Annotated in this window: 11 protein-coding genes and 1 pseudogene; 6 read left to right on the top strand and 6 right to left on the bottom strand. The window is 42.3% G+C overall.

From position 1 onward, the window contains the following. Positions 1–2: 2 nt before the first annotated feature. Positions 3–1,586 carry a mucoidy inhibitor MuiA family protein gene (locus H6F42_RS20475; RefSeq protein ID WP_190401237.1) on the top strand — a complete coding sequence of 528 codons (1,584 nt, stop codon included), beginning with the start codon at positions 3–5 and terminating at the stop codon, positions 1,584–1,586. Position 1,587: 1 nt separating this feature from the next. Here H6F42_RS20475 and H6F42_RS20470 read toward each other — a convergent pair whose 3' ends face one another. From H6F42_RS20470 to H6F42_RS20450, 5 genes are all read right to left on the bottom strand, one after another. After that, on the bottom strand, positions 1,588–2,046 hold the full coding sequence (locus tag H6F42_RS20470; protein ID WP_190401236.1) for a glutaredoxin domain-containing protein: 459 nt from the start codon (positions 2,044–2,046) through the stop codon (positions 1,588–1,590). A gap of 59 nt (positions 2,047–2,105) precedes the next feature. Further along, entirely contained in the window at positions 2,106–2,618 is a 513-nt protein-coding gene (locus H6F42_RS20465) for a GNAT family N-acetyltransferase (RefSeq protein WP_190401235.1), read from the bottom strand. 44 nt (positions 2,619–2,662) lie between these two features. Further along, complete coding sequence (locus tag H6F42_RS20460; protein WP_190401234.1) at positions 2,663–3,709, bottom strand: histone deacetylase family protein; 1,047 nt, start codon at positions 3,707–3,709, stop codon at positions 2,663–2,665. A 45-nt stretch (positions 3,710–3,754) separates the two neighbouring features. Beyond that, positions 3,755–4,813, bottom strand: a complete 1,059-nt coding sequence (locus tag H6F42_RS20455; RefSeq protein WP_190401233.1) for a serine hydrolase — start codon at positions 4,811–4,813, stop codon at positions 3,755–3,757. Positions 4,814–5,071: 258 nt separating this feature from the next. Next, complete coding sequence (locus tag H6F42_RS20450) at positions 5,072–5,971, bottom strand: tetratricopeptide repeat protein (protein WP_190401232.1); 900 nt, start codon at positions 5,969–5,971, stop codon at positions 5,072–5,074. A 308-nt stretch (positions 5,972–6,279) separates the two neighbouring features. On the opposite strand from H6F42_RS20450, the gene H6F42_RS20445 reads away from it, so the two are divergent. Continuing rightward, positions 6,280–9,825, top strand: coding sequence for an NB-ARC domain-containing protein (locus H6F42_RS20445; protein ID WP_190401231.1), 3,546 nt, complete (start codon positions 6,280–6,282; stop codon positions 9,823–9,825). Here the strand turns inward: H6F42_RS20445 and H6F42_RS20440 are convergent. Next, positions 9,822–13,268, bottom strand: coding sequence for an NB-ARC domain-containing protein (locus tag H6F42_RS20440; RefSeq protein ID WP_190401230.1), 3,447 nt, complete (start codon positions 13,266–13,268; stop codon positions 9,822–9,824). The genes H6F42_RS20445 and H6F42_RS20440 overlap by 4 nt on opposite strands. A gap of 189 nt (positions 13,269–13,457) precedes the next feature. Between H6F42_RS20440 and H6F42_RS20435 the strand changes: the two genes are divergently transcribed. The 4 genes and pseudogenes from H6F42_RS20435 to H6F42_RS20420 all read left to right on the top strand — a co-directional run. Then, positions 13,458–13,643: a hypothetical protein gene (locus H6F42_RS20435; protein ID WP_190401229.1), complete on the top strand. Its 186-nt coding sequence runs from the start codon at positions 13,458–13,460 to the stop codon at positions 13,641–13,643. A gap of 115 nt (positions 13,644–13,758) precedes the next feature. After that, on the top strand, positions 13,759–14,604 hold the full coding sequence (locus tag H6F42_RS20430; RefSeq protein ID WP_199289218.1) for an alpha/beta fold hydrolase: 846 nt from the start codon (positions 13,759–13,761) through the stop codon (positions 14,602–14,604). Between the two features lie 50 nt (positions 14,605–14,654). Continuing rightward, a complete protein-coding gene (locus tag H6F42_RS20425; protein ID WP_190401228.1) occupies positions 14,655–14,951 on the top strand; it encodes a hypothetical protein in 297 nt (98 codons plus the stop codon). A 12-nt stretch (positions 14,952–14,963) separates the two neighbouring features. Continuing rightward, a pseudogene (locus tag H6F42_RS20420) lies at positions 14,964–15,851 on the top strand (serine hydrolase); the annotation flags it as partial. Between the last annotated feature and the right edge of the window lie 5 nt (positions 15,852–15,856).

Raw genomic sequence — 15,856 nt, 5'->3', positions numbered from 1 at the left:
CTATGCAATTAACGGAAATTCAAACCCTCATTCTCGACGCTCCCGTCACAACCGTTACCCTGCTGGAAGATCGTGCCCAAGTACAACGTATTGGTAAAGCAACCTTAACGGCGGGTTTGTGGCGAGTGAGTGTTGATCGCGTTGCACCCGTACTTTCCGATAAGTCTCTTCGCGCTGAATTTACAGACGCTGAATTTACAGGTGCTGTTAATGCAAGGGTCAATGATGTGCGCGTGCGCCGTCGGATGCTAATCAAGGAGAGCGATCGCGTAGGATTAGTAGAAGAGTTAAAAAGAGAATGGCGATCGCAATACGATCAGTACCAAGTTCTCACTGAAGATCGACAATATCTCGAAGAACAATTTGAGCAAATTGGCACGATTTTGGCAAAAGCCTTGCAGGAGTTACCCATTGATGCCGCTTGGGGACAGGTCGATCCGATGGCATGGCGATCGCAACTACAGCCAATTTTTCTACGATTGCGCGACATTCGTGGTGAAATCCTCAATACTTACCACGCCCAAACCCAACTTCAAGAGGCGATCGCCCGATTAGTCAAACGCATCCAATCCGAAGCAAGCCCTGACAAGATATATGCTGCTAATTTGGAGGCAGATTTAGCGATCGCCCAAACAGGTGAATACGAACTTGCCTTTGATTATGTCGTTCCCAATGCGCTTTGGCGACCATACCACCAAGCTCAGTTGCAAATGGGCGATAATTCACAGCTAACCTTCCGTACCGATGGCTGCGTTTGGCAAAATACAGGCGAAGATTGGCAAAATGTGGATTTAGTCTTTTCCACAGCCCGCGCTTCCCTTGGCACAGAGCCACCTTTGCTAGCCGACGATCTGCTCAACATCCGTGAGAAATCAAAAAAGATTGCCATAGAACTGCGCGATCAAACTGTCAAAACTACGGGTTTAGGCGCGGGAACGAGGACAACCGATACGATTGATTTACCATCAGTTGATGATGGCGGTGAGGTTCGTTCGATCCGCGCCTCTCGCAAAGCCAACGTTCCCTCCGATGGCAGACCCTACCGCATACCGCTATTTCAATTTCAATCCTCCGCTACAATTGAGCGCGTTCTCATGCCCGAACTTGCGCTACAAGTCGTTCTCAAGAGCGAACAAACTAATAGGGCAAACTTACCAATTTTGGCAGGTCCTGTCGATCTTGTGAGGTCTACGGAATACGTCGGTCGGACGACTGTATCATTTATCGCCCCACAGGAAAAATTTGCCCTTGGGTGGGGAACCGATGCGACGATGAGAGTACAGCGCACTACAGCCAAAAAGCGCGATAAAAATCACCTCACCCAATGGAATACAATTATTAGTACCGTCAATATATTTCTCTCGAATATTGGTGATGAAGTTAGAAAAATTACGATGACTGAACGAGTTCCTGTCTCCGAATTAGAGAAAGTCAAGATTGAAGTCGTACAAGATGAAACTAGAGATCGCGTCCAGCCCGATCTCAATGGTTTCTGTACTTGGAATTTGCAACTACCTCCCTATTCTCAAGCTAAGGTTAACCTAATCTACAAAATTTCAGCGGCTTCAGATGTAGAAGGGCTTTAATTTATTTTCTTGCTGCCATTACATCTGTTACATCGGGACGGATCATTATCTGTTTATTGACGGAAATTACAGGTAAATTGACTGAAGAAGACGAATCTTGTCCAGAAATCCTCAGCATAGTCCACATCTCGTTTGAGATTGCGTCATTATCGATATCCCTAAATTGATAGGGAATCCCAAACTGATTGAGTTCCGCAAGCATTTGTTGAGTCCAACCACATGACTGTGTGCCATATACCAAGACAGTCTTCGATGTGTTTAGAAATTGCTGAGGATTTCTTAATAGAGCACCATTGTAGATTAATAAACATTCGGTTTGACCAGTTTTAGGATTAACCCAAGAATTGGGACAGTTTACAGATTGTGCTGATACTCTTGTGGGGACGATCGCGATCGCTAGGGCTACAAATACACCAAAAAGCGATCGTCGATTATTTTTTACTGAATTGAGTTTAAACATAATTTGCTGTTTTCTGATTGTCAGATGCTATTAGGCATATACATCTGACAATCAGAGAGCTATGCAGACGTTACGAGAGAAAGTTCACGATAAATTCTTTTGAATGGGCTTCCCTGCAATTCTTTTTCGCCAACAACGCGCAATCCTCTCCGTTCGTAGAGATGCTGTGCGGCGGATTCATTCGGATCGTTAGAGGTATAGAGTCTAAGGAATTTCTTGTCTTCAGAGATGGATTGGGCGATCGCAAAATCTACTAGTTTCCCGCCAATACCTTTTCCGCGTGCGGTCGGCGCAACACAAGTCCAGCCCAACCAGAGTGAGTCATCTTCATCTTTAATATATTTATAAAGTCCTGTAACCCCGATCGCTTCTTCATCTTCATTCAATGCGACCCAATAACGAGCCTCATCAATACTCCTTAAGCTCAGAAGTGGTTTTGGCAACCAACCAGACATCAGGCTTAGCCGAAAAGCAAAGCTAGCTTTTTCTAATAGTTTTTGATGGGGGAATACTAGATTTGCTAGTTGAATTGCAGATGAGAGTGTGGTTTGAGAAAGTGGTTTGATTTGCATAAAGTATGATTTGAATTCGTTAAGTTTTTGGCAGATGCTTTCATTTATGCTCGACGAGCAAAAGCTGAAAGCATGGCACAGGTATTCAGTCCTAGAGATTCAATATTATATCCGCCTTCCATTACGATCAAGGTAGGTAGATTTAAGCTAGCAATTTGAACTCCGATCGCTTGCAATCCCTCAGTAGTGATGGCAAAGCTTCCTAGTGGATCGCTCTGAAATGTATCAGCACCAAAGGAAACTAGTAAATATTCTGGCATAAAATTTTTGATCAGTTCTAGAGCTTTTTCAAGGATCTTGAAATATGTCTCATCACCAGTTCCTAACGGAAGCGAAAAATTATGATGATAACCTTGTCCTGAATCTTCGCCTGTTTCATCAGCATAACCGACAAAGTAGGGATAATCGAATGCTGGATCGGCATGAATAGAGATAGTCAGCACATCCGATGAACTATAGAAGATATCTTGTGTACCATTTCCTGCGTGATAGTCAATGTCAAGAATGGCAACTTTTCCTTGAGCAGATAAGTATTTAGCGGCGATCGCTACATTATTCAGGTAGCAGTAGCCGCCTGCAAAGTCTCGACCTGCGTGATGACCTGGGGGACGGCATAGAGCAAAAGCAGATTTCTCTCCAGTTTGCAAAAGTTTTGCTCCAGTGAGGGCGCAATTTGCTGAAGTAACGGCGATTTCGTAGGTGTCAACTCCAATCGGGCAGCATAGATCGAAAGAATAATATCCCGCTTGGGCAACAATGGATGTAGGTCTGCGGTTTGAGCGTCGAGGGGGAAAAGTGTCGCTCATCACAAATGAATTTTGCGATGTTTCACCAAGATTCTCTTTATAGGTCTTCCATGCGTTAAAAGCATTTTGTAGATAATTCACATAGTCAGGAGCATGAACGGCGAGGATATGCTCTAGCTCAAATTCTTCAGGCGATCGCAATTCTGCCCAGTTGGTTTGTGTCAGTGCAGTTATAATGCTGTCCAATCGCTCTGGACTTTCAAAAGATGGTACTTTTTCGCCGCCACCAAATATTTGAATGGATGGATGATGCTTACGATGCGTATCTGAGTAAATTACTTGCATTTTTCTTGCCTTAGATCGTTTTGGTACTATTTGGCTTAATTTGACTCAGTTCAGTTCTTTAATAATGGTGCGAAAGAGTGAGATCGCTTCATCGTCATCCTTTGCTGTTGAAGACAGAGAACCCGAACTAGTTTTGACAACAACTACATTGTTTTTAGGATCGATGTAAATGTACTGTCCCAAAATGCCTACCGCACAGTAATCACCATGAGAACCTGTAGGAATCCACCATTGATATTGATATCCCCATTTCCCATATTCTTTTTCGTCAGTAGCTCCAACTTGCAAATGGGGGCTATCAGGAGTGATTGATTCTTTCACCCAAGACTTCGGAACAATTTGCTTTCCGTTAAAGTAACCATCATGTAAATAGAGCAATCCAAACTTTGCGTAATCGCGTAAAGTGGCATTCAAGCAACAAAATGATAGTTCTACATTATAATTATCCGTTGACCAAAAAACATCTGACTCAGCGCCCAGTGGATTCCATAATTTTTGCTGCAAGTAGGATGATACGCTCTGTGCAGTGACTCGTTCAATCAGCATTCCCAATATTTGCGTATCTAAGCTGCTGTAATGAAATTTTTGCCCTGATACACCCTCTGATGGAAAACTACGTGCAAGATCTTTCATTGATCGCATATAAAAGAAAAGTTTAGGAATAACTTGAAAAATATCCGATTCAGGATCGCTATATTTTTCGCTGAACTTAACGCCAGAGGACATTTGAAGGATATGTTTGAGGGGAACATTGCGATATCCAGATTGCTCTAATTCGGGCATATACTTGGTAATCGGATCGTTGACATTAGAGATGTGTTCTTCAGCGATCGCAATGCCTACAAGTGCTGAAACAAATGACTTCGCTACCGACCAAGAGGTGTTTTTATCTAGATTCGTATTACCTTGAAAATAATTCTCGTAAACGATAGTGTCATTTTTAACTACAAGGATTCCAGTAGTTCCAGAGCGCTCAAGCAGATCGGACATCTTGTGCTGTCTACCGTCAAATTCGTAGGCTACATTGAGATTGCGTAAATTCTCTTTTAATATATAGGGATTGTTAGAGCGATGGATGACCTTTGCAGGAAATATCTTTTGCATAGAACGAAAGTTTTCTGCACGTCTACCATCATCAAATAATCCTATCTTTGGGGCAATGTAGCTCCAATAGATCGAGATTCCAATAATTATTAAGAGCAGTAATATAGCTATTGATATATACACTTTTTTGCCTTTAAACATTTCTTTGGTTCGGCTTTTACTAGCTGTGTATAGTTTGTACGATCAAGAGTAAAGTTAAGGCTCAGTATTTGGCTCAGAAAATGGTTCTCTGATGCGTCAAAAAAAATTTGAGTAACATCAAAGCGATTTTTCTATCTCTTTAATATGCTTAATTGCCTTTTGATAGTATTCTGTATTCCCATACTTCTGAAAAAGTAACGCAGCTTTACGAAAGTCTGCTAAAGCTCCTTGCTTATCTCCTAGATCTTGCTTCTCGATTGCACGATTCATATATGGTGCAACTGTCTCAGGTCTGAAGCTAATAGATTTGTCATAGTCAGCAATTGCACCTTTCTTATCGCCTAAAGAGGACTTTGCAAGTGCGCGATTATAATAACCGCTACATCTGGGACAGATGCGAATAACTTCTGTAAAATCTGCAATTGCACCTTTCTTATCGCCTAAATCAGATTTCGTATTTCCTCGTCTAGTATAGGCTTCGCTATTGTCAGGTTTGATGCGAATAGCTTCGTTGTAGTCTGTAATCGCTCCTTGAATATCTCCTAAAGAGGACTTTACAATTCCCCGATTGGTGTAAGCAAGCGCAAGATCGCTTTCGAGGCGAGGTTTGAGTCTAATAGCTTCGTTGAAGTCAGCAATTGCACCCTGATTATCTCCTAAGTTGCTTTTCAGACTCCCACGATTTATGTAAACCTCGGCATAGTCAGGTTTGATGCGAATAGCTTCGTTGTAGTCAGTATTTGCACCATTCATGTCACCTAAAATTTGCTTAGAATTTCCTCGATTGGAGTAAGCACGTGCATAGTCAGGCTTGATACGAATAGCCTCATTGTAGTCAGCAAGAGCCCCTTGATCGTCTCCTAGACCTGACTTGGCATTTCCTCGACGGACATAGGCTTCGGCATAGTCAGGTTTAATGCGAATAGCTTCGTTGAAGTCTATAATTGCTCCTTGAGAATCACCTGAATCTAATTTCGATATTCCTTGTTCAAGGATAATCTCATTCTTTTTTGCCATACATCCATTTCCTAGAAAAAGAAGAACTATAAGTAGGAAAGCTCTCCATTTATTTCTCATGATTTTATTATCTAGTTTCATAACGTTTGCCCATTGCGATCGCATCTACAAAAATTGCTTTAGTTGTATCTATTTCTCTAATACTATGAGGTATGCATTTTTATTTGTTTTTAGAATTTAGTTGATCGCGATGAAATTTAAGGCTCAGTTTAGGACTCGGTAAATAGCTTGCAAATGAGCGAAAAAGTGAGCCAATTGCGTAGGTTAAATTTGGGAAAATTTATGTTTGAACTAATGGGATGCTTAATATGAGCTATATCCACGATGCACCTACCCTTAGAGCCTCTCAGCAAGGACTAGAAATTGTCGAGCGGTTTCTAAAGCTAAAAGGTTGGACTAAAACGAGTACTAGCCGTTGGTGGATCGAGGCTAATTCTTCAAGAATGACCTTGAGGCGTTTTTGGCATCCTGAAAAACATCAGATCGGTCGCCAGACTTTTATTGATATTTGTCGAGCGGTCGGCATCCAAGATTGGGAATCGATTGTTGATATACCTGTTGATGATAATAGTCAATCCTTGATGGCTCTAAGAGAGTCATCTGGCGAACTTTTAGAATACCAAGATTGGGGCGAAGCTCCAGATGTTGAAAGTTTTTATGGTCGGGAAGCGGAACTAACTCAACTAGAACAGTGGATAGTTGTTGAGCAGTCTAAGTTAGTGATGCTCTTAGGTATGGGAGGCATTGGCAAAACAACTTTAACAGTTGCACTATCTGACCAATTGCAGAATAAATTTGATCGCTTTATTTGGCGATCGCTGCGGGATGCACCACCTTTAGAAGAAATCTTGTCCGAACTGATTCCTTTTTTGTCACAACCTGAACAAACGGAAATATCCGATGATATTGATCGCCAATTAAAGCAAATCATGCAAGCCCTGAGCCAACATCGATGTTTGCTGGTACTTGATAATATTGAATCAATTCTTGACAGTGATACGGGGCATTATTGGGAGGGTTATGCAAACTATGGCAATCTATTCAGGAGAATTGCCGAAGAACGCCATCAAAGCTGCCTGATCTTGACCAGCCGAGAACAAATACCAGAATTTTCGAGACTAAGTGGTAAAAAGGTGCGATCGCTATCTGTAAAGGGGCTATCTTCAGAAGCAGGACGAGAACTTCTCTTTAAAATTGGTGAGATTGATACTTCTGAAGTCGAGATGCAAGCGATTTTAGAACATTATGCTGGAAATCCTTTGGCTCTAAAAATGGTAGCTGCATCCGTGCGAGATTTACTCGGCAGTGACATATCCGAATTTCTTAAACTCCTACAGCAAGGCAATTTCATTTTTAGAGATATCGAAGATCTTTTGCAACGCCAATTTGATCGCCTATCTGACCTAGAAAAAGAAGTCATGCATGGTTTAGCGATCGCACGGGAACCGATTTCTATTACTGAATTACAAGCCGATTTACTATCGATTCGCTCAAAACAAAATCTTGTTAGCACCTTAGCAAGTCTCAGACAGCGATCGCTGATCGAAATAATTACTGATGATAACCTAAAAGCATTTACACTCCAACCAGTCATTATGGAGTATGTCAGCAATCGGGCGATCGCCAAGGTTTGTGAAGAAATTGCAACGGATAAACTCGATCTTCTCAAACGTCATGCTCTGGTGAAAGTGCAAGCTCAGGATTACATCAGGCAAGCACAAATTCGGGTGATTTTAGAACTAGTAATCGAGAATCTATTAAGCGTTTATGAAACTGTAGATAATGTAAAAAATATACTTCTCAAAAGAATCTCAGCCTTACAGAACAGATCGACTTTTGAAACTGGTTATGCTGGTGGGAATCTGCTAAATATGCTTTGCCAACTTCCAATTGATCTAACGGGCTGTGACTTTTCTAATTTAACTTTATGGCAAGCCGATCTGCGTAACATTGAGCTACAGAAAGTTAACTTTAGGGGAGCAAATCTAGCAAAATCAGTCTTTACGGAAACCTTTGGCAGTATTACTAGTGTCGCATTTCATCCCGAAGGCGATCGCATTGCTGCTAGTGACAGTAAAGGATGGATTTATCTGTGGCGAGTTAGTGATGGCAAGCAGTTATTAGCTTTTGAGGCTTATCAAGATTGGTGTATGTTTGTCGCGTTTAGCCCCGATGGTAAGACCCTCGCTAGTGATTCCCTCAATCAAACTGCAAAACTTTGGGATGCCCACACAGGGCAGTATTTGAAAACTTTGCAAGAAAATACCGCAGGGGTTTCTACTAGTGCTTTCAGTCCTGACGGGCGCTTGTTTGCCTGTGGTAGTGGCGATCGCACTGTTAAAGTAACCGATGTGGAAACAGGTGAATGTTTGATTCTCGAAGGACATGAAAATATCGTGCGATTTGTTACCTTTAGTCCTAATGGTCATATGTTAGCAAGTTGTAGTTCTGATCGCACAATTAAGATTTGGGATATTGCCAGTGGTAATTGCCTTCAAAATTTGTCAGATAACAATGGAATTCTTACCATTGCCTTTAGTCCAGATAGTCAGCTTATTGCCAGTACGGGTGACGATCCCACCGTTAAGATTTGGCGAATTGATAATGGAAAATGTGTGAAAGCTATGCATGGACATCAAGATCGCAATTGGTGGCTCGCTTTCAGTCCTGATGGAACTACTCTGGCGAGTGGTGGCGATGACAAAACCGTTAAGCTTTGGGATGTGCATACTGGTCAATGCTTGAAAACATTGCAAGAACATCAAGGCTCTGTTTGGTCGCTTGCCTTTAGTCCCGACGGTCAATTTCTTGTGACAGGAAGCGAAGATCGCACCCTCAAAATTTGGGAAGCAGCTACGGGCTATTGTCTAAGACGATTGCAGGGTTATCACTGTGGGATGATACCTTTTGCTTTTGATGCTAGTGGCGATCGCCTATTTACCCACGGAGATGATCAAAAAGTCAGAATTTGGGATATTAATTCAGGGCTATGTCTTAAAACTTTATCCAAGCATACCAAAGGTTTCTGGCAAGTTGCCCTAAATGAAAATCAACAAATGATTGCCACCGCAGAACTAGACTATAGCGTGGGGATTTTAAATTTAGAGAATGGTGAAGTCATCAGAAAAATGGCTGGAGGTCATACTGCTTGGGTACGAATGGTCTCCTTTAGCCCCGATGGACATTTTTTAGCAAGCGGCAGCGAAGACCAAACTGTAAGATTATGGGACGTGTTAACGGGAAAATGCTTGCAAACTTTACGCGGACATACTGGACCGATTCAATGTGTTGCCTTTAATCGAGTTGGACAACTAGCTAGTGGTGGTTGGGATGGAACGGTTCGATTATGGAATATTCATACTTACGAGTGTCAGCTAGTCATCCCAGCCCATAACCATCGCATCTTATCTCTAGCCTTTAATGACGATGGCAATTTGCTGGCAAGCAGTAGTCAAGATCGGACGATCGCTTTATGGGATACGGTTACGGGTAAATGTATGAGAAAGTTAGAATTAGATTCAAGTAATATTTTTGCGATCGCCTTTAGTCCTGATGGTCAGATCCTTGCGGCTTGCGTAGATACAGTGATTCGCTTATGGAAAGTATCGACTGGTGAAAATGTCGCGAATTTAACAGGACATATTGGTCAAATTGGCTCAATAGTTTTCAGCCATAAGGGAATTCTTGCCAGTGGCAGTAGTGATGGTTCTACGAAACTTTGGAACCTTAAGAATGATCAATGTATCAAGACATTGCAACTATCTCGTCCCTATGAGGACATGAATATTCAATCCGTTAGCGGTTTATCAGAAGCACAGAAGATTTCATTAAGGTCTTTAGGTGCGATCAATTAAAAATTCTCAACTGCCCCTAATGCCTTCAGGGTGGACTTTTGAGCTTCAGTTAAGCCCTTGACTCCATTAATATTCATCTCCTCATAGGGTTTAGGGATTTTCAATAATTTGAAGCTCTTTTTAGTTTGTATATTCCAAAGCCGATTAGTCCCATCTTCGCCGCCACTGGCTAAAATCTGTCCGTCAGCACTAAAAATCAGATCGCCCATGTAGCCAATACCGAACTCTCCCTCTAAATGTTCTAAATAATTATTAGTATTCCAATTCCACAGCTTTATCTCTGAAGTATTGCCACTTATCGCTAGGATTGGCGAAGTTGGACTTAGGGCAACTGTCCAAACAGGAAATTGACTTTGCAGCGTCCTCACGCAATCAAAAGTTGCCAGATCCCAGAACTTAACTGTGTAATCCATACTGCCGCTAATCAATATTCCATCTTGACTAAAGGCTAAACTTTCCACCCGATCGCTATGTCCTGCTAACGTGATTAGACATTCAGGCGATCGCAGATCCCAAATTTTAATCGTGCCATCCCAACTGCCACTAGCAAGGATTTCACCATTAGCATGAATCGCTAGAGCTTGGATCGGACTCGTATGACCGCACAAAGTATGTAAGCATTCTCCTGTTTGCAGATGCCAAAGCTTAATCGTGCGATCGCCACTGCCTGAAATTAACATCTCACCATTAGGAGAGAAAATCACAAATCTCACCCAAGTCGAATGTCCTTGGAGGATTTGGGAACAGGTTCCATTTTTAGTATCAAAAATTTTGATCGTATGGTCATAGTTACCACAGGCAAAGGTTTGCTGGTCAGGGCTAAAGGCAACTTGCATCACTCCCGATGTACCGAGATCAAAATTTCTTAAACATTTTGCATTCTGAACATCCCAAACTCTGACGCTCTGTTCTTCATAACTAAAGGAGAAGAGAAGATCGCTATCATCACTAAAGACAACAGGCTTAGTAGCTTTGTGATAGCCCTGAATCGTTCTAATACATTGACCCGTCTCTACATCCCACAACTTCACAATCCGATCATCGCTGCCACTCACCAACGCCTTCGCATCGGGACTAAAGGCAACAGACCAAATGCGATTTTTATGACCATACAGAGTTCTAATTACTTCACCCGTACTCACTGACCACAGCTTCACAGTTTCATCGTCACCCGCACTTGCAAGCATTTGACCGTCAGCACTGAAAGCGATCGCCCAAATCTGTTTTTGATGTCCTGCGATCGCACTCACGATTTGCCCTGTATGAATATCCCAAATCTTAATCAGACAATCTTCGCCAGCAGTAGCAAGCTGTCCTTCTGAACTATGAGCATCGATTTGTGGTGCAAAGGCTAGGGAATAGACCGCACTAGAATCTACAATTGTTCGCAGGCATTCTCCCGTTTGTACACTCCATAGCTTAATGGTGTGATCCAAGCTGCAACTGGCAACCGTTTGACCATCAGGGCTAAAGGCAACCGATCGCACGATCTGCTCATGTCCCTCTAAGGTCATTAAGCATTTACCCGTCTTGACTTCAGTTAACTTGACGGTGCGATCGCCTCCACAACTTGCAATCAGGCGATCGTCAGGACTAAAGGCAAGACTTGCAACTCCAATAGCATGGGCTTCCATCGCAAGGAGACATTCTCCTGTCTGCACATTCCATAGCTTGATTTTGCGATCGAGGCTACCACTTGCCATCATCTGACCATCATGACTAAAGGCAAGCGCAAATATAAATTCGCTATGGGCTTGAGTTTTGAAGAGTTGGCTACCATCAGCAACTAGCCAAAAATAAATCCAGCCTCTGACATCGCTAGTGGCTAAAATCTTGCCATCGGGACTAAAGGCAGTCGCCATCACACTGCTAAAGGTCACTCGAAAAGCAGATTTAGACAGATCGCAGTTAGAGAAGTTTACTCGATGCAGTTCCACTGCTCTAAGGTCAGCTTGCCAAATTGATAGATTAGAGAAATCGTAACCCGTCAGATCGATGTGCAGATAACAGAGAAGATTTAGCAAATTACCCCCTGCATAGCCTTGCTTCAGTGGAACTTCTGCCTTTAGTCTCGTTAGCGCCAAAGCGATCGCTTGAGAGCCTACCTTATCCGCAATAGACTGGAGGATAAAGCGAGTCTGAGCATCACGAATATAATCTTTAGCTGTGGCTTCGATGAGCGCATGGCTATGCAGTAAATTTAGCTTCTGTTCAGCGCAGTTAATCTCCTGACAAATCTTTTCAATGAATTGATAATTGACATATTCCATCACCACAGGCTGAAGGGTAAATCCTGTAACCGTAACTTCGATCAGTGATCGCTTTTTCAATAATTCTAGAGTTGTAATTAGTCTTTGCTTAGATTCTCGCGATAGTAGATTCTCTTTTAAACTGAGTGCCGAAATTGGTTCGCGGGCGATCGCTAGCCAATACATCACCTCCTGCTCCGCTTCCGATAGCCTCAAAAATTGCCGATGCAGCAAATCCTGAATATCGCCAAAGGTAAGCCCACCTTCCCGCATTAAAGCTAGCATTTGAGCAACATCACCGCCCAGTAAATCACGAATCCCTGCGGCGACAATTTTCAGGGCGAGAGGATTGCCAGCGTAATGCGTAATGATTTCCTGCCATTCCGCATCATTTGCTGCAATAGATTCTCGCGCAAATATCTGTAATCCATCCTGTTGTGATAAGCCTGATAAATTTAGCGATCGCACTTTGTCTCCCATCAATCGCGATAGTTCTGGCGGGGCTTCGCGACTGGTCATCACCAAACAACTTTGATGGTGACGTTCGCCAATATATCTAATTAAATCGCCATAGTTTTCATAACCAGAGCGATAGTAATAGCGATCGCTCAGAATCGATTCCCAATTATCAATTACTAGCAAACATCGCCTCGCATCTAAATAGCGCATCAGTAGGTCAAGCTGTGCGGGTAAATTATCAGGCAGTTCAAGCGGTTGCGGATGAGAGAGAAACTGCAAAATATCGGTGAGGATACTCTCAAAAGATGGGGCATTGCGTAGCGATCGCCAGATCGTAAATTCAAATTCTTCTTTTAATTGATGGGCTAGTTGCAAGGCTAGGGAAGTTTTGCCCATGCCCCCCATGCCCAAAAGGGTGACAATCTGACAGCGATCGCTGATTACCCATTGCTCTAACTGTTGCAGTTCAGCAGTACGTCCATAGAAATTACCAACCTGCTGCGCTTCCTTTAAATCGACTTGTGGAGTCCTTGCGATCGCTTCTTGCCAATCCACGCCCAAAAATTCACAGATCTGCGTGAAGGTATCTTGACGAATATCATCCCCCTGAAAAAAACGCTTAGCCACACCAATCGATCCAGCCCTTTCTAAGACTTGGCTAGCCGTTTGGGACAGTCCCATCTGACGTAATTTGTCCTTGAGTAGCTGCTGTCCTCGTTTAGATGCCTTTGCCATATTTTTTCGCCATAGTTCTGAAGGGCTAGCACTCTTTACTAGCCCTATTTTACAGGTCACGGCAATAGCGATCGCAAAATGACGATCCTATTCATGATCCTGCAACTGATCCTAAAAGTGAGTCTTTCGCCCAAGTTAGCTCAGGCATCCTATTAGACAAGCGTTATTTATAGATAATTGGAGTTAGACATGAACAAGAATTTTTGGCTCAAGGGTTTTCAAGTTAAAGCGATCGTCATCTCGCTGTCGTTAGCATTACCAGTCGTCGTCATGGCACAAACCTATAGCGATCGCCGAGTCAATTCCACTCTAGAAGTGCCAAAATATTCCTACTCAATCGCTGATTTTGCTAATGCAATGCGCTGGCGTTGGTAAAAAATATTCTAGAAATAATATTCTAGAAATAATATTCAAATTTGAGGAAACTTAAATTACTAATCCAATTAGAAAGAATTTTGTCAACATTACTCTTGGCATCTCAGCATCTCTTTTGACAATATACATAGGAATCTCAGTTATTGCTGCAAATCTCCTCTCGACCCCTCAGAGAATTTTTGATTCCAAAGCAGTCTCAGTCTTTAGTACACCTCCAGAAGACGTTCATTTCTCAACTTCTGATAGAGTGGAAATAACAGGATGGTTTCTTCCTTCAAAACTTAATAAGAAGGCTATAATCCTTGTGCATGGAATGAATTCCAGTCGTACAGCCGAATTTGGTGGACATTTCCCAGAATTTGCGGCGGGATTGAATCGCGAAGGTTTTACGGTTTTGATGATTGACCTACGTGGTCACGGACAAAGCGGAAATGCTAGGTTTACATTTGGGATAACTGAAAGACGAGATGTGATTGCGGCGGTGAATTGGTTAAAACGTAGAGGCTATCAGTCCAAAGCAATTGGCGTGATTGGCGTATCTATGGGAGCATCAACCGCGATCGGTGCAACCGCAGAAGACTCTGATATTGGAGCCTTGGTTACAGATAGCGCCTATGCAGAGGTCTATCCAGTAATGCAACAAAATTGGAGCAATATTTCCAGACTTCCCAATATTTTTTTGCCATCCACAATGATGTTTGGAAGTTGGTTTACTGGTTACGATCTCACCCTGTCTAAGCCAGTTAATGAAATTGGAAAGATTGCTCCGCGTCCTGTGTTGATTATTCATAGCAAATCTGATCCCTTCACCCCTGTAAATCAAGCCTATGTTTTGAAGTCGGCAAATCCTCGCTCAATTTATTGGGAGACATCTGCAACTAAACATGCTGAAAGCTACAATACAAATCCCCAAACTTACATTAGAAAAGTCTCTGATTTCTTTAATCAGAATCTGAAATAGAATTTGCTTGTATGAAAACTTACCGATCCTACTATAATAGAGTCATAGACATGTTAATAAAAAAATGGCAATTAATTTCTAGTTTTGTAGTTCTTCTATTAGCGGCATCTGGATTTTGCTGGTGGAAATTCTATCTCTATCCAAAACAGACCTTATTTCAGCCTAGGAAAATAGCTGAGAACTTCCGTTCGATGGAAACCATTTTTCCTAGTAGACCAATCGCAAAATCTACGCAACCCTACAAACTGCAAGAGAATATTAGCGAATTAAATATTTCCTACAAATTCAATGGCAAAAACTACGCAATGCCCGATCTGCTTGATCGCACTTTTACCACTGGTATTTGAGTTGTTAAAAACGATGCGATCGTCTATGAGAAATATTTTCGAGGCAACTCGGCGAGCGCTCGGAATACATCGTGGTCGATGGCAAAATCATTTATATCCGCACTAGTTGGTATTGCGATCGCGGAAGGTAAAATCCATAGCATCAACGATCCGATCACGAAGTATGTTCCCGAACTAGTTAATTCTGGCTATAACAACGTTCCCATTAAGCATATTCTCCAAATGTCCTCAGGCGTTCGCTTTGATGAAGGTTATTCTAATCCAAAGTCCGATATTAATGAACTTCTGCCTAAGTTATTTCTCTATGCCCGTCCGATGGATCAAGCCATATTTGACTTTCCATCAGAAAAAGCCTCTGGCAAAGAATTTCACTATATGAGTTTAGATTCTCATGTCTTGGGATTATTAATCAGACGTGCTACAGGAAGAAATATTGCTGATTACTTTCAAGAAAAGCTATGGCAACCTCTCGGAGCCGAATCTGATGCTTCTTGGTTAACCGATCTGTACGGTACGGAAGTTACTTTTTGTGGTCTCAATGCGACTCTACGGGACTATGCCAAATTTGGGCTGCTCTATCTCCATGAAGGTAAACTTAATGGCAAACAGATTATTCCTCAAAGTTGGATTAAAGAATCTACTATCCCCGATCGCCCAGATATGCAAGCAGGGGCTACAGATTTTAAGGAATATGCTGGATTTGGCTATCAATATCAATGGTGGATTCCACCTAATACCGATGGAGATTTTGTTGCCAAAGGTCATCGTGGACAGTTTCTTTACATTAATCCGAAGCGTCAAGTAGTAATAGTCAAAACTAGCGCCGCAGAGAAATCCCTAACTAGTGAGATACGATTGGAAACAATTGCACTTTTAAGGGCGATCGCGAATTCCTTCTAAATTTT

It is taken from the genome of Pseudanabaena sp. FACHB-1998 (assembly GCF_014696355.1).
In the GTDB taxonomy this organism is placed as follows: domain Bacteria; phylum Cyanobacteriota; class Cyanobacteriia; order Pseudanabaenales; family Pseudanabaenaceae; genus Pseudanabaena.
The sequence above is the reverse complement of the archived record's forward strand: the minus strand, read 5'-3'. Positions and strand labels throughout refer to the sequence as shown.